The organism is Myceligenerans salitolerans (genome assembly GCF_017349295.1).
Lineage (GTDB): Bacteria > Actinomycetota > Actinomycetes > Actinomycetales > Cellulomonadaceae > Myceligenerans > Myceligenerans salitolerans.
Genome location: NZ_JAFMPK010000047.1, coordinates 352,548 through 370,573 on the forward strand (window position 1 = coordinate 352,548; position 18,026 = coordinate 370,573).

Below are 18,026 nucleotides of genomic sequence, written 5' to 3' on the forward strand. Positions count from 1 at the left end.
TGCCGGGTGGTGGACGTGCTGCTACTCGATCGACAGACCGGACCGCTCGAGCCCGTCGACCGTGCGTTCCTGAACCGATGAGAGGTCGTCCGTGAGCTCTTCACCCGCACCGACGTCCGTGAGCACTTCCTGCATCGCGGAGGTCGTGATCCCGAAGTTCGGTCCCCACTGCCAGTCGTTGGACGTACCGTCTGCGGCGTCCTCGAACACGGCCCAGATGTCGTTGCCGAAGAAGTCCGAGGTCGTGTAGGCCTCCTGCGCCACCTCGGTCAGTCCGAAGGCCGCGAGATACGCCGAGCCGGAGTCGCCGCGCGCTTCGATCGCGCGCGGGTCGGTCGTGAGGAACTCGATGAACTTCGCCGCCGCCGCAGGGTTGTCGCTCGTCCTGGGCACCGCGTAGGTGGACCCGCCGTACAGCGGCGCGATATCCCCGCCCCAGCTGGGGAGCTCGGCGGCGATCCACTTGCCTTCCTGACCCGCGTCCTTCACCCGGCTGTAGATGGAGTTCGCCGACCAGCTCGCTCCGATGACGCCCGCGGCGCGGCCTTCGACCATGTCGGCGGTCCACTCGTCGGTGAATGAGGGAACTGCCTTGACCGTTCCGGCGTCGAGCATCCGCTGCCACAGCGCCGCGACCTCCTGGCTGGCGTCATCGTCGATGCCGACCGTCCAGCTGTCCTCGCCGGCGTCGAACCACTGCGAGCCGTTCTGCCAGGCCAGGCCGGCAAACCAGCTCGACTCGTTGGCGTTGAAGGATGCCAGGTAGCTGCCCGTCGCGTCGTGCACGGCCTGACCTGCCTTCTCGAACTCCTCCCAGGTCGTGGGCACGTCCACGCCGGCGGCATCGAGGAGGTCCTGCCGGTACCAGACCATCATGGGCGGGGCGTCGTACGGCAGGGCCCAGGTATTGCCCCCGAGCTGGACGAGACTCGTGCTGACCTCGTTGAACTGGTTCAGCGTCTCCTCGGCCACGTAGTCGTCGAGGGGCGTCAGGCGGTCCGACGTGACGAACTCGGGGAGGGCGAAGTACTCGATCGTGGCGACATCCGGCGCGTTGCCGGCGCCGATGGCGGTGGAGAGCTTCGCGTAACCATCCGCGCCGGACGGGACGGTCTCGTGGACGACGTCGATGTCGTCCTGGCTGTCGTTGAAAGCCTGGGCGACGAGATCCATGTTCGACAGGGACGACCAGAACACGACTTCGCCCGTCGCCGCCGTCGGCCGCGGCGAGGAAGCCGCGTCGTCGCCGCTTCCGCAAGCGGCGGTAGGCGCGACGACCACTGCCACTGCTGCGAGGCCAAGGGCCGACCTGATGGACGATCGCATGACAACTCCTCTTCGTCATTGAACCCGGGTCGCTCAGAGCCGGTTGTTCAAGTATCCGCGAGGGTGTCCATATCACCCATGAAATGAACAAACTTGCACACGGGATTTCAGTCGCGCCTGCTGGACTCTCGTTCGCTGAGCACCGGAAAGAGTTCGACTCGCGCAAACGCCTCGTGCGCCGAACCGCGCGCGGACGCCAGTACCTGATCGAGGCACGTGCGGGCCGCGAAGTATCCGACCTGGAACTTCGGAGGAGCTACGGCGGTGAGCGGCACCGAGGCGATCGAGGCCACCTCGTCGTCGTACGCGACGAGCGCGAGGTCCTCCGGTACGGCGATCCCACGATCCTCGGCCACCTCGAGCAACGAGATGGCGACCTCGTCGGGAAGGACGATCAGGGCGTCGACCACACTGTCGCGGCAGGTGTCCAGAAGCTCCTCCAGGTGCCGGCGCAGCGTTGCGACAGGGGCTTCGCGCGGAGGCAGTTCGAACTCGATCGGGACGTGTCCCGAACCGCTCGCCGCCAGTGCGCGCCGGTAGCCCTCCTGGACGAGGGGCGCGGTAGGACTCGGGCGCCGGGCGAGCGCAACCCGCTGTCGCCCTTCGGCCAGCAGGTGCGCCACAGCCAGCTCGGCGCCGTGAGCATGGTTGCTTCGGACGGTGCTGAGAGTGGCGAACGAGGCTGTGGAGTCGAGGGCCCGTTCGACGACCACGACCGGAACCTTCACATCGAGCAGCGCCTCGAAGGTGGAGGGGTCGGCCTCGAAGGACCGGCTGGGAGTCACCAGGATCCCGTCGACCTTGTTGTTCGCGAGCCGCGAGACCTGACTTCGCTCCAGGTCCGGAGAGTACTCGGAGATGCCGAGGACGAGCCGGGCGCCGGCCTCGGCGACTGCCGCCTTCGCGCCTCGGATGATCTCCGGGAAGTAGTAGCCGGCGGACGGTACCACCATGCCGAGCGTCGCGAGGGGAGTGAGCATCCGGGCGGTGGCTGACGCGCCATGGCGGCGCGGTCTGACCGCGCCGCCGTGCACCCGCTCGACCAGCCCCTGCTCCTCCAGGAGGACGAGGTCACGCCGGATCGTCATCCCCGAGACCCCGACGCGCTCGGAGAACTCCGCGACGTTCAGACTTCCCCGGAGCTCGATCTCGTGCAGGATCTGCGAGTGTCGCTGGGGCTGGAGCATGTTCATAATCTTGCAGACTGAACATCCATGTGCAATGCGCCCGCACGGGCCTCACCGCACGGTGACCTCCACGACGTCGCTGCTGGTCGTTCCCGCGTAGTTCTCCCACTCCACCCGGAAGGCGTAGACGCCGGGCGCCAGCCCTTCGACCTCGTGAACGACGCTCTGGGCCTCCGGGGTGGCAGCCTCGATCGCGCCCTCCGCGATGAGCACACCGTCCTGATAGAACCGGTAACCCGTGCCGTTCGTGCCCCACCACAGATTCCCGGTCAGCGTGAACGAGCCGTCCCGGTCGTAGTTGTCATGGCTCAGCACCGGTTTCGCGGGCTTCGCCTGGGTGACCGATACCGTCAGGGGACCGATCGAGGTGGTGCCACGGGAGTTGGTCAGTTCACCGGTATAGGTGTAGGTACCGTTGGTGCGTCCGGTGACAGGAATGGTCACTGCCTGCGCGTGCGGAGTGTTCGGGTCGAGGTCGACGGAGTCGATGAGGGTTCCGTTCTCGAAGAGCCGGAACCTACTGGCGTTCTCACCCCACCACGTGTTCATGGTGATGGTGTAGTCGCCGTCCCGCAGCCCGGTGTCGTGACCATTGTCAGAGGAGAGCACACCGGCGGCAGGCGGAGCGGTCGCACCGTCGTCTGCACGCCGCGGCAACCCGGCGGCCGTGCTGTCGTCGAGCGCGTCGAAGTTCACGACGCGGCCGTCGATGACCAATCGTCCGTCGACGATCTCGGCGTTGAGAGTGGCGCTGTCCGATGTGGCGAGCACCACCCGGAACTCTGCCTCCGTTCCTCTCCGCGTGAGCCGCAAGGTGCCGTCGAGGATCTCCGCGCTCATGCCCGCACGATCAACGACGAAGCCTGACAGCACGGCGCCGTTGGGGCTGGTCAGCGTGAAGTAGGGCTCGTTCTCCGCCGCGTCGTCGACGATCGTGATCGCCACCCCCGCTTCGGGCCTGATCTGCCAGTCCCAGGTATGTGACACGTCATCGGCGAAGGTGTCCCTGATGGCCACGATCGCGTCGGCGTCTCCGCCCGGCGCGAGGTCGACGACCTCTTCCCGCACGGCCGTGTCCACGAGGAAGTTGCCGGACCCGTCCATTCGGACGTATCCGCCGCCCTGATCGGGGAACGCTCGCGCTTCCAGCGTCCGCCCGTCGCCGGTGACGGTCTCGTACTGGTTCCGGTAGGGCTCGAGCTTCCCGTCCACCAACGGCTTGCTCCATGCCAGCGGGTCGTCGCGCCGCTTGCCGCCGAGCGTCGCCCAGGTCGTGTCGTGGCTCATCCACGTCAGTGAGAACGTTTCTGCGCTCGACCAGCCTCGGTGCTGCGCGTTGCGACTGGCCGTACCGACCAGGGTGTCGTCTCGATCGCGGTACTCCGATCGGAAGGCGTAGAAGCCCTGTTCCTCGTCGAGCAGCGCCGTGTGAGCGTCGGCCGCAGCAAGATCCGCCGCGTCGCTGCTGACGTCTTCGGGATAGAAGAGCACCGTCCACAATCCGTGGATGCCGTCCAGGTTCTTGTTGTCCGAGCGGATGCCCTGGACGCGGTCGTAGAGGTGCTTCAGTCCCGGCACCGCAGCATCCGGGGTGATCGGGAACATGAGCGGGAACGAACCGTCCACCTGGCCATTCGGGCCCGAGACGCCGAACTGGAGGGTGTCACCGTGGCTCCGTGAGGAGACGACGTGCAGCGCGAGGTTCCAGAACGCCGGCCGGCTGAACTGCGCGTCCAGTGTCCGCACCCCGCTGTCCTGGGCGGCATAGATCGAGGGGAACATGTAGAGCTCCGTGTAGTGGAGATAGTCCCAGCCCTCCTGGGTCAAGCCGGTGTCCGTATAGGCCTGCTCCAGATGACGATTGGTCTCGTCCAGCAGGAACGTGATCCGGTCGTCGTGGTTGCCGAAGTCGGCGTCACCACGAGCGGCCAGAAGCAACGCGAGCTCGGTCGAGCGCACCACCCCTACCCAGTTGCTGGTCTTCTCCGTGTCGTCGAGCGCCTCGTGGTGGTAGGTCGACAGCAGATCGATCGACCGCGTGATGATGTCTCGCACATGAGAGCGTTGCGCGTCGGTCCACCCGTTGAAAGCCCAGTCGTACGTCGGTGCCAGGAGAAGATTCGCCCGAGCCAGCTCGAGCCCCATGTTGACAGGACGAGGCGCCACGAACTCCTCTGCCGAGACCAGTGCCTCGTACGCCTGATCCGCATAGTCCTGATCACCGGTGATGCCGTACACGAATGCCGCCTCGCGAGCCCGGTACAAACCGCCGCTGCCGTTGCCGGGGTATCCCGAATCCGGCCCTGCGATCCGAGCGATCATCGCTTCCCAGGCCGCGGTAGTGGTCTCATCCCCTTCCCGCAACTGCTCGTTCACACGAGCGACCGTGCCTGTGTCGAGAAGCGCGCGGGGGTGGGTGGTGCCGCCGACCTGCGCCGTCGCGAGAACCACGTCCCCGGAGCGCAGGGTGATCTCGTCGCCCGGCTCTCCGGCCAGGTCGAAGCCCCCGTCATAGCCTTCGACATGCCTGGGCGCCCTGTTCCCGACCTGGATGGTCAGCTCCGTGTGCGGCCGGTCGTGAGCCACCGCCCAGGACGCGTGAATCATTCCGTCACCATCCTCGATACCCGTGAGGACCGTCGTCTCCGTGCGGTCCGCGAAGGTGGTCGGCGTTGCCACCGTTGCTGTGGGAGTGGTGGCAATGATCGTGCCCGTGTCGTCGAGCGCCTGGACCTGATAGGTGTACGTGGCGGCAGGGCCCACGGTGTCATCAGCCGTCGTGGTCGCGACCGCCGACCTCACCAGGCTGGACGAGTCGCCCTTCGGCGGCTGTTCCCCCTCGGCGCGGTGCACCGCGTAACGCGCGGCCTGCTCGACGTCAATGCTCCAACTGAGCTCGACCGTTCCGTTCGGGGTCGGCGAGGCGGTGAGAGATCCGGCCTTCGTGTCCTCCTCGATGCTGATGTCGGTGAACCAGACAGTTCCGCTGGAGCGGTCGAGCATCGGCTCGACGGAGACGCGGGTGGTGCCCTCGGGTAGCACGAGATCGGTCGAGTACTCGCGCCAGTCGAACGACCCCCTCAGGTACGGGCCCCTCGCGACCGGGACGGTGACCCGTCCACTCGCGTCGTAGGCCTGAACGCGAATCATGGTGAAGCCCTCCGACAGTCCTGCGCCCTTGACGAGCCCACGTACCGTGAGCCGGCGCGGCGTGGCATCGCCCACGGCAAGACTCTGCGTCAGCGCGTAGCGCGCCGTGTCGCCCGAGGTCGACGTGATCGACACCGCGGAGACGCCGCCGGGGCCATCAGGACCCACCTCGACCGACGCGGACCCCACAGGATTCCACACGTTCCAGGACGATGGGCGGCCCGAGGCGTCCACCGACGCGAAATCGGGATTCCTGATCTCGGGAAGTTCAGCAGCCCTCGCGGTGCCGGCCGGCACCGCGACCCAGGAGACCGCCGTAGCCGTTGCCAGGAGAAGTGCGAGCGCCTTCGTGAATGGACGGGAAGGAGCTGTGCTTGTCGATTGCATGGAAGACCTCGGATCGTTCAGGTCGGTGCCCGCAACACCGACGGGCGCGTCATTGCGCGTCTCGGGATCGTACGCAGAGGGCGGTCGCAGCAGACGCTAAACGCACAGAACTGAACACGCTCGGAGCCGGACCGCATCCGGAGGGTGGGTTGCGAAGAGCCCACCCTTCGGGGGTGTGACGCCCGCAGAGATTCGGAAAGACTCTTTACACTCTTCTCCCCCTCCCCTACAGTCGGTCACGCGAGATCCGGGCTGGCTGGGCTCGAGGAGGAGCCACCTCGCGGGACCGTTCTCGCGGGCGCCACTGGAACCGGCGACTCGCATCCGAGTCGTGCCCTACAGCACGAACAGGGGTTACGGCAGGTGAATGCACTTCGTACGTCAAAGGAGAGGTGAGACAAGTGCATCGAGAATCACAGCCGCCGCACTCCACTCGACGGTGGACGTCGCGCTTGGTGGCCACGGCCGCGGCCCTGCTTCTGGGACTCGGGGCGGTCCCCTTGATGACGATGCCGGGCGCGGCCGTCGAACCATGCAGCCCAGCGTGGGACAGCACCCTTGCGTACACCGCGGGCGCGAATGTCTCCCACGCCGACAGGAACTACGAGGCCGCGTGGTGGAGCCTCGGTTCCGAGCCCAGCGGCCAGCTGCCCTGGCAGGACCGTGGTGCCTGCAGCCCGGCCCCGACCATTCCGGACGGCTGCTATGCCCCATGGACGGCGCACGTGCAGTACGACGCGGGCACGAGGGTGACCAGCGGTGAACGCAACTACCGGGCTGCCCGGTACAGCGAAGCCGTCGTTCCTGGAACGTCTGGGACACACTGGCAGGACATCGGCGCGTGTGAAGCAGGGAGTGGGGACGGTGACCCGGGCGCTCAACCGTCTCAGGTGATGTTCGACGACTTCTCGTACACGAGCAGGAACGACCCTCGGCTCACGGATGACCGCTGGGTGCTCCGACACGGTGGCGGCGGACCAGGGCTGGACGGAGTGACCTGGAGCCCGAACAACATTTCGTTCCAGGACCGCGATGGTCAGCGTGTGCTCAAGCTGGACGTCACTTCGGCGGGGCAAGCGACCAACACCGTGCAGGCCCAGATCACCACGGCGGACCGGAAGTTCCGTGAAGGGACGTACGCCGCTCGGGTGAAGTTCTCCGACACACCCACGTACGGCCCTGACGGTGACCACGTCGTGCAAGCGTTCTTCTCCATCACACCGCTGCGCTACGACTACGACCCGTTGTACGGAGAGCTGGACTTCGAGTACTTGCCGAACGGAGGCTGGGCCGCACCACAGGCGTTCTACGTCACCAGCTGGGAGACCTACCGCCCGACGCCGTGGGACGCGCGCAAAGAGTACGACATGATGACCGGCAGCTACTCGGGCTGGCACGATCTGGTCGTGACCCTGGACAGCACAGCGGCGGTGTACTACATCGACGGGGTCGAGGTCGGACGCCACCACGCGCCGAACCTCCCGAAGAGCGACCAGACGATCGACTTCAACATCTGGCTGATCAACGACGGCGTACTTCCGACCTCGCAGCCGCGGGGATATGAACAGCTCGTGGACTGGGTCTACTTCGCTGAAGGGGAGACCCTCCTGCCGTCCGAGGTCCAGGCACAGGTGAACGCGTTGCGCTCAAGCGGTGTCGCGCACCGCGACAACGTGCCGGAGTAGCACGGTCGCCTTGCGACCGTGGTCGGGTCCTGCTGTGGTTCCGTCATCACACAGGACCCGACCGGCCCATGGACCGACGACGGCGACCTCGGACAGCGGGATCGATCGCTTCCGGCCGAAGCCGTGGAGAAGTTCGTCGTCACCGTCCGCGCGTGCAGCTCAGAAAGCGGCGTGAAGAGGTCTTCCCAGATTCTGGGCGAAGATCTCGCGACGAGCCTCGCGAACCGCGAGCGAACGCGCGCCCTGCACGGTTCCGGCGCGACCGAGGCTGCTCTGGATCAGAGCAGTCGGCCACGGCACGAGTTCGGCAAGGCGAGCCTCCAGGGCGGCGCGGCCCGGTTCTATCGATGCCCCGATGCCGCCGATGAGGACGATCGTGTCGACGTCGGCAACGGCAACCAGACAGGCGCAGAGCGCGGCGATGCGGCGCGCGGCCTCGTCCACCACGGCCTGGGCGAAGGGATCACCCGACTCGGCGGCGGCGAACACCTGTGGAAGGTTCACGGGACTGGTCACGCGGGTGGTCGACACGAGCGGCCCACGTGCACGCAGCAGTGCGTCCGCATAGGACACCATCGCCTCACTGCTGGGGTCGGCGAGAGTCCGCCCCCGGGGGTCCAGTCCGAACAGCAGGTCGAGTTCGCCGGCGCTGCCTTGTCGGCCACGGTGCACCCGCCCCCCAAGGACCAAGGCTGCCCCGACGCCCGCCCCGACCGAGATCATCGCGAAGTCGTCTAGTTCGACGCAGGCGCCGTATTGCCGCTCGGCAAGGGCGGCAGCGTTCACGTCGTTCTCGACGATCACTCGCGCGCCGAGGAGGCCACTGAGCTCCTCCCCGAGCGCGGTGCCGTTCAGACCATCGAATCCGCCGGCCATCTCGACGCGTCCGGTCCTGGGGTGAACAACGCCGGGGACACCGATACCGATGGCCTGGATGTCCCGGACCTCGATCCCCGCTTCCCGGCAGACTTCAGTGCGGAGGTGGAGGATGGCGACGATGATGCCATCCAGCGTGAGGTCACCGACGGGCGTATCCGCCTCGGCCAAGAGCCGGTCGTCCAGGCCCGCGAGCTGAGCTCGGATGTACCGGGTACCTACGTCCAGCCCGAGCACCGGCAACGAACGGCCGGCAGCCTGAAACAGTTCGGCACCGTACTTCGAGACCGCTGCACCCGACTCCACCGGCTCCACGAGCCCGGCGTCGATGAGCGAGGCGAGCGCGGCCGATACGGTCGGCTTCGTCACGCCGGTTGCCCTGGCGAGCGCCGTTCTGGTTGAGGGAGAGCGGCGATAGAGTTCGTCCAGGACAGCCAACTCGTTGGATCGGCGCATGTCCTTCAGGCCGGCCGGCCCTGCTCTGCTGAGCTCCACGCCTCATTTTGACAGAGGCGCGTCCAACCTTGTGCGCAAGGCTCATGCCGCGGGTGACGGCGACGGAGCGGCGACGTCCGGGGTACGCATTCCCGGCAGGTTCAGCGTTGGAGTGTGCTCCACACCGCCGTCGCACCGGAATGTCCGGCGCGGACGACGAAGAACGCCGCGGCGGCCGAGAGAAGCAGGACGAGGCCGGTCAGCACAGCGGTCATGATCCCGCCCCACGCCTCCCCCACCAGGACCAGAGCCAGCGTGAACACGCTCAGCCCGACAGCTGAGCCGACCGCGGGAACACCCCAGCGTTCGTGCCGGTCGATCCGTGCCTGCTCGGCGTCCGCGGCATACTCGTGGCGTTCGGCCTTCAGGGCGTCGCCGCTGAACTTGGCCGCCACCGCGGCGATCGGGGTGACGGCGGCCAAGGCGATCACCGCCCAGTCGAGTGCGCCGGACCAGGCAGGAACAGCGATACGCGTCAGACTGGCGGCGATGAGCAGCGGCGTCAGGACCACGGAGGCGTGGACGACAAGTGGATGCAGGGGCGGGTTCTTCGAGGACATCTCAGCTCCGTTCCTGGTCGGCGGACGGGTCGTGGTGCCGGTCGGGTAGGACGACCAGAGCCGACGCACAGAGCATCGTCGCCGCCAAGCTCAGTCCCGTACGGAGCCAGTTCCATGCCGACCACGCGGTCAGTTCCTCGGCGACGCCGTCGAGCGGGAACGCCGGGTCGAGCAGGGCGCTGTTGGCGCCGGCGAAGTAGACCGGCAGGAGGACTGCCACGCCCAGCACGGCGAGAAGCGCCGAACCCCACAGAAGCCGCCCTCGAGCTCTCCTGCGGAACGCCGCCACGGCGACGGCGGCGACCAACAGGAGCGAGGCCACCAGAAGCGGGAACTGCACGGCACCCAACGTCACACCTTCGGTGGCGAATCGGTCCAGGAACTCGCCGGGGTCAGCGGCCTGCCAGCTCGGTACGAGGACCAGCTGCGCGACCAGGGATCCGACGGCGAAAGCCGCGGTGACCGTCGTTGCGGCCACCGCGGCCAGCCGGGGAAGTGGACGGGTGGGAGAGTCCGATCTACTCATCGCGCGCCTTCCGGAGGTGTCAGGTTGTCGATCATCACCGAGATCGACGTCAGCAGGGCTTCCACTTCCGCCTCGCTCAGTCCGGTGACGGCGGAGGCGTTGATCCCCCGTCCGATACGGACGAGGTCGTCCTCGATCTCGCGGGCATGGTCGGTGAGCCACGTCCGTGAGCTACGCCCGTCCTCAGGGACCGGCGTCCTGGTGACGAGACCATCTCGTTCCATACGGCGCAGCGTGTGTGCCATCGTCGGCTGCGCGATCTGTACGCGGGAGCACATCTCGGCCTGGGTGAGCCCGTCCTCCTCGAACAGACACAGCAGCGCCGGGAACTGCCCTGGGGCTACCCCGAACGGCGCGATCTGCGTCCGCAGGGCGGCCTCGAAGACCCTGGCCAAGTGGTTGACCTGGTAGCCGAGCGACACCCGGCGAAACGGCAGCTTCTCGCTCATCACCACTCCCATGAACATTGCTTGCTATGTAGTGTAGCGCACCACCGGCGGCCCAGGCCACAGTTCCTGGCACGACGTGGTTCGGTCGAGTGCTGCCAAGCGTCGCATCGATACGATCGCTCATCAGAACGGCAGCCTCGCCGCCGGCCTGGTGCACACAGGTGGGAGCGGCTATCTGCCCGCGGAGTCCGTCTCGCTCGCCTTGCCGGCCCGGGGAAGGAGGCTGATCGCGGTCTCGGCCACGCTTTCCAGCCGGCCGGCGTCCATCCCGGCTTTGCCGAGGGCCTCGATGCCTCGAAGGACGGCCAGGACGAGGGTGGCGAGCTGGTCGGCGTCCGCCCCCCGGTCGAGGTCACCGTGGCGCTGCGCGGCGCGGATGTCCTCGGCCAGTACCGCGGCGATGCGCTCCAGCGCCCGGCGGGATCGGACAGTGACGTCAGGGTCGCGCTCGGACAGCTCCGCTGCGCCCTTCGCGAGGAAGCATCCGTGGTGGCGAGTGTCGGCGGCGATCTCCCCTGCCGCCGCGCGGATATGGGCGCACAACCGAGCGTAGGCGCCGTCGTCCGGTCCGATCAGCCCTTTCGCCACGGCGTCGGTGATGCGCGCGCAGTAGGCATCGAAGATCTGCAGGAACAGCTGGTGCTTGCCGCCGAAGGCGCCGTACAAGCTGCCCTTGCCCAGGCCGGTCGCCCCCGCGATGGCGTCCATGCTCGTCCCCGCGTAGCCCTTGGTCCAGAACTGCTCGCCGGCGATGTCGAGGACCGCTTCCTCGTCGAACTCCCTCGGCCTGGCCACTCCACCAGAGTACCCGTAGTTGACGGTTCGGTCCATAACTCGCTACAGTTATGGACGGAACAGTCCATAATGGAGGTCGTGATGGCCGACGACGTGTCCACACCGGCCATTCGGCAGACCCGCACTCCCCCACGACCGGGTTGCGGACCACTCGAAGAGAGCAGTTCTTTGCTGCCGGGCGGAGCAACTCATCTCCATAGCGGCATCAGGCATCAGGAGGAGCAAAAGTGAAGAGCAATGAAGAGGTCGTTCGCGAGGCATACCGGCTGGCGGAAGGAAATGTCCTCGACGGACACGGTTTCCGGGCCCTGTTCACCGAGGACGGATCGTTCAACGACGTACCGAACTCGCTGACTTTCCGCGGGGATCAGATTCCCCAGGCATTGGCCGGCCTCGCCGGCGCATTTCCCGACATCCACCGTGAGTTGCTCGACGTGCACACGATGGGTGATGTTGTCGCCGTCGAACTGCGGATCCAGGGGACGCATCTTGGCGGCTTCCCGACTCCGGTCGGTGAGATCCCTCCGACCGGCCGCCGCATCGACGTGCCGACGGCGGATCTCTGGTACCTCCGTGAGGGAAAGATCGAAATGTTCAACTGTTACAACGCGGCCAACGTGTGGCTTGCTCAACTCGGGGCCAACCCCGACTTCGAGTCGGCAATCGAGGCCGCGAAGACAACCGCCACAGGGGCGTAGCAGGAGCCCGGGCTGCACGCCCGTGTGGCGACAAGAGCGTGACGCAGTGCCGGTCAGCCCGAGCATCCAGGACGGAAATAGTGGTCGCTGGCCACACGCAGCCGCCGTTGGGCGGCGACATCGTAGGAGACCGGCGGAGTGCGGGTGTCGACGTCGCGCACGAAGTAACGGCCCGGTCACGCCCGCGAGCGCCGGGTCGGTGGCCAGGCGCAGCGCGGCGGAGGCGCCTTCTTCGGGGGTGAGCATGAACCGGCGGATCAGCCTGCCGAAGGGTCTCAGGACGGGCGGCACGAGGACGTCCCCCGGTCCGCCGCCGCGCTCGCCATCGACCCTCTCCACTACCGCAGCACCATCGAGCACGGCGCCGTCGATGCCGACCTTGTCGAGGCTGCCGTCAACGCCGTCGGAACGTGGAGATGACGCCGCGTGCCGCATCGGCGACCAAAATCGGCCGTTCGGTCGCTCATGTACTCCCGTGCGAGTACACGTCACCTCCTGCGGGTGGATTCGGCCGCCGGCCGCCGCCGTCATCGTGGTGGACACCCACCACTCATCGGAGGTGTCGTGTCCCCACATCCGGATTCCGCTGTCGTCGACCAGCACGGGAGCGCGCTGTCATCCGACGCCGATGACGCTGCGGCCATGCTCGTCGGCGCGGTCAAGCGATACGGCGCCGGCGAGTCGGCCGTCGCCGCGCTCGACGACGTCACCATCGCGTTCCCGGCGGGGAAGTTCACGGCGGTGATGGGCCCGTCGGGTTCGGGCAAGTCGACGATGATGCACTGCGCCGCCGGGCTGGATCGGCTGACGTCGGGCCGCGCGTTCGTCGGCAGCACGGATCTGTCGACCCTCGACGACCGCGAACTGACCCTGCTGCGCCGAGAACGGATCGGGTTCGTGTTCCAGACGTTCAATCTCGTGCAGACGCTCACGGCCGAGGAGAACATCTGCCTGCCGTTGACGTTGTCCGGCCGCCGGCCGAGCGGTGACGTGCTCGATCAGGTCGTGTCGCTGCTGCGCCTCGGTGATCGCCTGCGTCATCGGCCGTCAGAGCTCTCGGGCGGCCAGCAACAGCGCGTCGCCGTCGCCCGGGCGCTGGTCGCCCGGCCGCAGGTGGTGTTCGCCGACGAGCCCACCGGGAACCTCGACACCCGGACCGGACAGGAGATCCTCGGATTCCTGCGATCCGCGGTCGATGAGGATCATCAGTCGATCGTGATGGTCACCCACGATCCCAACGCCGCTGCCTGGGCGGACCGCGTCGTGTTCGTCGTCGACGGCCACGTGCACGACGTGATGGATCGCCCGTCGGCCGATGCGGTGCTCGACGTGGTGAAGGGCCTGGGGCGATGAGCCAGATGGTGCGAAGCGCGGCCCGGAGCGTGTTCGCGAGCCGGGGTCGGTTCCTGCTCACGGGCGCGGCGGTGGCACTGTCGGTGGCGTTCCTCGCCGCGACACTGGTGCTGACCGACTCGATGCGCGGCCGAGCGGCCGCCGACATCGCCGAAGCGCTGGCCGGGACGGACGCCGTGGTGCAGGGCGTCGAACTCGGCGAGCCCGGCGGAGGGCCGGGAGACCCGGCCCGGTCGGTTCAACGATCACTGGGTCCCGACATCACCGAGCGCGTGGTCGCGGTCGACGGCGTCGCCGGGGCCGCCCCGCAATGGGTCGGCTTCGCGAAGCTGGTCGTCGACGGATCGTCGGTCGGAACCGGCACGGCGAGCGACGTCGGCCGCAACTGGGTCGACGACCCGGCGCTCAATCCGTTCCGGCTCGCGAGCGGGCAACCACCGACCGAGGTCGGAGAGATCGTGATCGATCGATCGCTCGCCGACAACGCGGGCGTGGCTGCGGGTGACGTCGTACGAGTCCTGACCGCGACGGGGATGCACGACGCGACCGTCACCGGCATCGCGACGTTCGCGTCGGCGAACGCGGCACCACTGCAGCGAACGGTGCTGTTGCCCGACGCAGCGGTCTCCGCCTGGCTCGACACCGAGGCGCCGACCGAGGTGCTCGTCGACGTCGCGGAGGGCGCCGACCGCACCGAGGTGCTCGCCCGGCTGTCGGCGCTGTCCGATGCCGAGGTCGTCGACGGACCCGACCACATCCGGACGATGCAGGACGCCGCGACGTCACCGCTGCAGTTCCTGAACGTGTTCCTCCTGGCCTTCGCCGTGGTCGCGATCCTGATCGGTGTGACGATCATCTTCAACACGTTCACGCTCACCGTCGCCCGCCGCCGGCGGGAGTCGGGACTGCTGCGTGCGATCGGTGCGGAACGACGCCACGTGCTCGGCGGAGTGGTGATCGAGGCGGCATTCGTCGGAACGATCGCCACGCTCGTCGGTCTCGTCTGCGGGGTCGCGGGAGTGGACGCGCTGCGCTGGGTCGTCGGACTCACCGGCATCAGCCTGCTCACCGGGCCGCCGATCGTGAGCCCGACCTCGATCGCGATCGCCGCGGCCGTCGGTATCGGCGCGACGATCCTCTCGGCATGGATCCCCGCTCGCCGCGCGGCGGCGACACCACCGATCGAGGCGCTGCGCGAGAGCGCGGCGGAACCCCGGGCCGTGAGCCGAGCGCGGACCGCGAGCGGACTCGTGCTCGCCGCGGCCGCGATCGCTGGAGGAGCCATGGCCGTGGTGAACTCGAACCCGGTGTGGCTCACGCTCGCCGTTGCCATCGTCCCGGCGCTCGTGCTGTGCGGCCCGGCGATCGTGACAGCTACAGCACGTTGGAGCTCTCCGGCGGCCCGCCGCACCGCCGGTGTGTCCGGCTCGATCGCAGCGGGCAACCTGGCTGCGAGCCCACGTCGATCGGCATCGACGGCGCTCGCGCTCATGCTCGGCACCGCGATGGTGACGATGTTCGCGATCTTCGCGAGCTCTCTGACGAGCGGGGTCGGAACCGACGTCCGCGAGGGACTGGAAGCCGACCTGGTGGTCACGTCGGCGACCCCCGACGTCTCGACGATCGACCCCGCCCTGGCAGACCGGATCGCGGCGCTGCCCGACGTCGAGGCGGTCACCGCGCTGTCGAGCGCCGAAGGGATCGTGGCGGGGAAGGCCGAGGCGATCGGCGGCATCGACCCGACGGCTCTGCCCACCATGTTCGACCTCGACCCGATCGCCGGCGACCTCGCCGATCTGAGCTCGGGAGGCGTGGCCGTGGTCGGTGACGACCCGGCGCGGCTCGGCGGAACCCTGGAGATCGAGTTCGAACGGTCGACCGTCGAAGCGCCGATCGTTGCCGTGGTCTCCAGGAGCATCGGCGGTTTCGAAGCCCCTTTGTACTTCGTCGACGCGGCGACACTCGACGCCTCGGTCGGCCGTCAGCTCGATGCGCAGGTGTTCGTCGACCTCGCCGACGGAGCGGCGGCGGACGCCGAGGAGGACGTGAGCGCCCTGGTGCGGGATACGCCCGGCTCGTTCCTGGCGACCCAGGAAGAACACGTCGCCAGCCGCGGAAGCGAGATCGCCGCGTTCGGGAACTTCATCGACGGGATGCTCGTCCTGGCGAGCCTCATCGCCCTTCTTGGCGTCGCCAACACCACGGCGCTCGCGATCAATGAACGCTCCGGAGAGCTCGGGCTGCTGCGAGCGGTCGGTGCGACTCGGCGAGCGCTGCGCCGCATCGTGCGGCTCGAGGCGGCACTCCTGTCGTTCGCGGCAGCATCGATCGGTATCGCCGTCGCAACCGGATTCGGCTGGGCGATGATCGATGTCACCGGAGGCACGGAGATCCCGTCCGTCGTCGTACCCTGGCTCCGCCTGGCAGTGACGCTCGTCATCGCGGTCGCAGCGGGCGTGGTCGCTGCGGCATGGCCCGCGTTCCGGGTCTCCCGGATGCCCGTGCTCGACCTGGTGAGCGGGGACCGCTGATGCGAAGGTCTCTGCACCTGGGCCGGGGCGGCCAGCGACCGGTCCCCGTGCCGGGACCTCCCGTCGGAGTACGCGGCACCATCGGTCTCGACGATGATGGTCCCGTGACGCCCACCGGTCCCCGCATCTCTCGCGCCGATCTCGTCGCGATCATCGCGGCACTGGTGGTCTCGATCGGCATGCTCCTCACCGATCCGGACGTCGTGCCCGGACGGCAGCTCCCGGGCATCGCGATCGCGGCCGTCGCCGCGGTGCTGCTCGTCGTCGCCGGTCGGTTCGGTCGGGCCTCCGTCGTGGCGATCGGGGTGCTCGACATCGTCACCCTGGCATGGACCTCCAGCCCGCTCGCGCTGCGGCCGCTGCTCGCCGTGGCGCTGTTCCGTCTCGTCCGCCGCAGCGAGGACCGCTCGGTGATCTGGTTCGGGTCGTTCATCGCGATCGTCGTCGCCGGCCTCGGGGCGCAGGTCGTTGGTGAGCAGTTCTGGTTCGAATGGGCCACCGACGCCGCCGTTCTCCTGCTCCCGATCGCCGCCGCGGACGCCCGTCGCTCCAACCTGCGGCGTCGAGCCGACGCAGTGGAACGCCAGATCTCCGAGCGGCTCCAGGCGGAACGCCTTCGCATCGCGTACGACCTGCACGACATCGTCGCCCATTCGCTCTCGGCGATCACCGTCCAGTCCGGCATCGCCGCCCACGGGTTCGAGCGCGATCCCGCCGGCGCTCACACCGCGCTCGTCGAGATCAACGACGCGGGCAGACGATCGCTCGACGAGCTGAGATCCCTCCTCGGGCTCCTCCGGTCCGACGAGTCCGTCCCGCTTCGCCCGGTACCGGCGGCCACCACCACCCTCAGCGACGTCGTCGCCGCCGCCGGGCACTCGAGGGAGGTCGAGGTGGTCGAGGACGGTCACTATCCCGCGGGCGTGGCGGAGAGCACCGTGGTGACGGTGCACCGCATCGTGCACGAGTGCCTGGTCAACGTCATCCGCCACGCCGGCCACGTCCCCGCCGTCGTCTGGCTTCGGCACGCCGACGGCGGCGTGCACGTCACGGTGTCGAACGACGCCCCGGCCACAGCACGCGTCGCGGCACCGGGCACGGGCATCGGTCTCGTTGCGATCCGTGAGCGAGCAGAGCTCCTCGGTGGTACCGTCCACGCCGGGCCCACCGACGACGGCGGATTCAGGGTGCGGGCGTTCGTGCCGTACCACATACCCGGCGGGTGGGAGGCATGATCCCTCGGCCCGACGCGCCTGCCGCGGCGAGGCGCGACACTCGTGTGCTGCTCGTCGACGACCAGGAGCTGGTGCGTCGCGGATTCGCAGCACTGCTCGCCAACGAACCCGGCATCGAGGTCGTCGGTGAGGCCGGCGACGGCGCACAGGCCATCGTCGAGACCCGGCGGACACGCCCCGACGTCGTGCTGATGGACATCCGCATGCCTCGCATGGACGGGCTCGACGCGACGCGGGCGATCTGCGGCGACGAACGGCTCAGCGACACCAAGGTCCTCGTGCTCACCACCTTCGCGCTCGACGAGTACGTCTACGAGGCACTCAGAGTCGGTGCATCCGGATTCCTCCTCAAGGACACCCCGCCGCGGCTCCTGCTCGAGGCGATCGCCGCCGCCGCCGACGGTGACGTCCTCATCTCACCGGCGATGACCAAGCGGTTGGTCACCGATCTCGTTCGCCGACCGATCAGTCGCCCAGGGAACTCGGGTCCCCTCGATGTCCTGAGCGAGCGGGAGCGCGAAGTGCTCGCCGAGGTCGCCCGCGGCAAGACCAACTCCGAGATCGGTGAGTCGCTCCACATGTCGCCGCTCACGGCGAAGACACACGTCAGCCGCATCCTCGGCAAGCTGAACGCACGCGACCGCGCCCAGCTCGTGATCATCGGATACGAGACCGGACTCGTCAGTCCCGGCGAGTGAGCATCGCGAGCGTCGTGGTGGTCGGCTCTGTCGATGTCGGCGCCGGGATCGGCCCCCACCCTGACGGCTCCACCC

At 68.2% G+C, this 18,026-nt stretch carries 14 protein-coding genes; 6 read left to right on the forward strand and 8 right to left on the reverse strand.

The window, feature by feature from the left end:
- Nucleotides 1-21: 21 nt before the first annotated feature.
- The 3 genes from J0911_RS15105 to J0911_RS15115 form a co-directional block, all read right to left on the reverse strand.
- Nucleotides 22-1,173 carry an ABC transporter substrate-binding protein gene (locus J0911_RS15105; protein ID WP_242636756.1) on the reverse strand — a complete coding sequence of 384 codons (1,152 nt, stop codon included), beginning with the start codon at nucleotides 1,171-1,173 and terminating at the stop codon, nucleotides 22-24.
- 260 nt (nucleotides 1,174-1,433) lie between these two features.
- The gene (locus tag J0911_RS15110; RefSeq protein WP_242636757.1) at nucleotides 1,434-2,513 is read right to left on the reverse strand and encodes a substrate-binding domain-containing protein; all 1,080 of its coding nucleotides are present in this window, start codon (nucleotides 2,511-2,513) and stop codon (nucleotides 1,434-1,436) included.
- Nucleotides 2,514-2,564: 51 nt separating this feature from the next.
- On the reverse strand, nucleotides 2,565-5,798 hold the full coding sequence (locus J0911_RS15115; protein WP_207276305.1) for an early set domain-containing protein: 3,234 nt from the start codon (nucleotides 5,796-5,798) through the stop codon (nucleotides 2,565-2,567).
- Between the two features lie 1,145 nt (nucleotides 5,799-6,943).
- On the opposite strand from J0911_RS15115, the gene J0911_RS15120 reads away from it, so the two are divergent.
- Nucleotides 6,944-7,735, forward strand: coding sequence for a glycoside hydrolase family 16 protein (locus tag J0911_RS15120; RefSeq protein ID WP_207276306.1), 792 nt, complete (start codon nucleotides 6,944-6,946; stop codon nucleotides 7,733-7,735).
- Between the two features lie 159 nt (nucleotides 7,736-7,894).
- Here the strand turns inward: J0911_RS15120 and J0911_RS15125 are convergent, their stop codons facing one another.
- From J0911_RS15125 to J0911_RS15145, 5 genes are all read right to left on the reverse strand, one after another.
- Complete coding sequence (locus J0911_RS15125) at nucleotides 7,895-9,106, reverse strand: ROK family transcriptional regulator (protein ID WP_207276307.1); 1,212 nt, start codon at nucleotides 9,104-9,106, stop codon at nucleotides 7,895-7,897.
- Between the two features lie 101 nt (nucleotides 9,107-9,207).
- Nucleotides 9,208-9,666, reverse strand: coding sequence for a DUF2231 domain-containing protein (locus J0911_RS15130; RefSeq protein ID WP_207276308.1), 459 nt, complete (start codon nucleotides 9,664-9,666; stop codon nucleotides 9,208-9,210).
- Nucleotide 9,667: 1 nt separating this feature from the next.
- Complete coding sequence (locus J0911_RS15135; RefSeq protein ID WP_207276309.1) at nucleotides 9,668-10,192, reverse strand: DUF1772 domain-containing protein; 525 nt, start codon at nucleotides 10,190-10,192, stop codon at nucleotides 9,668-9,670.
- Nucleotides 10,189-10,641, reverse strand: coding sequence for a MarR family winged helix-turn-helix transcriptional regulator (locus J0911_RS15140; RefSeq protein WP_207276310.1), 453 nt, complete (start codon nucleotides 10,639-10,641; stop codon nucleotides 10,189-10,191). Before J0911_RS15140 ends, J0911_RS15135 begins: the two co-directional genes overlap by 4 nt.
- A gap of 171 nt (nucleotides 10,642-10,812) precedes the next feature.
- Nucleotides 10,813-11,436, reverse strand: a complete 624-nt coding sequence (locus tag J0911_RS15145) for a TetR/AcrR family transcriptional regulator (protein WP_207276311.1) — start codon at nucleotides 11,434-11,436, stop codon at nucleotides 10,813-10,815.
- Between the two features lie 227 nt (nucleotides 11,437-11,663).
- On the opposite strand from J0911_RS15145, the gene J0911_RS15150 reads away from it, so the two are divergent.
- The 5 genes from J0911_RS15150 (at nucleotide 11,664) to J0911_RS15170 (ending at nucleotide 17,951) form a co-directional block, all read left to right on the forward strand.
- A complete protein-coding gene (locus J0911_RS15150) occupies nucleotides 11,664-12,134 on the forward strand; it encodes an ester cyclase (RefSeq protein WP_207276312.1) in 471 nt (156 codons plus the stop codon).
- A 642-nt stretch (nucleotides 12,135-12,776) separates the two neighbouring features.
- Nucleotides 12,777-13,487, forward strand: a complete 711-nt coding sequence (locus J0911_RS15155; protein ID WP_207276313.1) for an ABC transporter ATP-binding protein — start codon at nucleotides 12,777-12,779, stop codon at nucleotides 13,485-13,487.
- A complete protein-coding gene (locus J0911_RS15160; protein ID WP_207276314.1) occupies nucleotides 13,484-16,018 on the forward strand; it encodes an FtsX-like permease family protein in 2,535 nt (844 codons plus the stop codon). The genes J0911_RS15155 and J0911_RS15160 overlap by 4 nt, the downstream gene beginning before the upstream one ends.
- Nucleotides 16,019-16,122: 104 nt before the next feature.
- Nucleotides 16,123-17,253: a sensor histidine kinase gene (locus J0911_RS15165; RefSeq protein ID WP_207276315.1), complete on the forward strand. Its 1,131-nt coding sequence runs from the start codon at nucleotides 16,123-16,125 to the stop codon at nucleotides 17,251-17,253.
- Nucleotides 17,250-17,951 (forward strand): response regulator transcription factor, encoded by a 702-nt coding sequence (locus tag J0911_RS15170; RefSeq protein WP_207276316.1) that lies wholly within the window; start codon nucleotides 17,250-17,252, stop codon nucleotides 17,949-17,951. The genes J0911_RS15165 and J0911_RS15170 overlap by 4 nt, the downstream gene beginning before the upstream one ends.
- Nucleotides 17,952-18,026: the final 75 nt, after the last annotated feature.

What these genes read in the sequence shown, in the direction of transcription:
- J0911_RS15140 (WP_207276310.1), bottom strand. Translation starts at nt 10,641, where the DNA reads ATGAGCGAGAAGCTGCCGTTTCGCCGGGTGTCGCTCGGCTACCAGGTC.
- J0911_RS15130 (WP_207276308.1), bottom strand. Translation starts at nt 9,666, where the DNA reads ATGTCCTCGAAGAACCCGCCCCTGCATCCACTTGTCGTCCACGCCTCC.
- J0911_RS15155 (WP_207276313.1), top strand. Translation starts at nt 12,777, where the DNA reads ATGCTCGTCGGCGCGGTCAAGCGATACGGCGCCGGCGAGTCGGCCGTC.
- J0911_RS15120 (WP_207276306.1), top strand. Translation starts at nt 6,944, where the DNA reads ATGTTCGACGACTTCTCGTACACGAGCAGGAACGACCCTCGGCTCACG.
- J0911_RS15105 (WP_242636756.1), bottom strand. Translation starts at nt 1,173, where the DNA reads ATGGATCTCGTCGCCCAGGCTTTCAACGACAGCCAGGACGACATCGAC.
- J0911_RS15160 (WP_207276314.1), top strand. Translation starts at nt 13,484, where the DNA reads ATGAGCCAGATGGTGCGAAGCGCGGCCCGGAGCGTGTTCGCGAGCCGG.
- J0911_RS15110 (WP_242636757.1), bottom strand. Translation starts at nt 2,513, where the DNA reads ATGCTCCAGCCCCAGCGACACTCGCAGATCCTGCACGAGATCGAGCTC.
- J0911_RS15170 (WP_207276316.1), top strand. Translation starts at nt 17,250, where the DNA reads ATGATCCCTCGGCCCGACGCGCCTGCCGCGGCGAGGCGCGACACTCGT.
- J0911_RS15135 (WP_207276309.1), bottom strand. Translation starts at nt 10,192, where the DNA reads ATGAGTAGATCGGACTCTCCCACCCGTCCACTTCCCCGGCTGGCCGCG.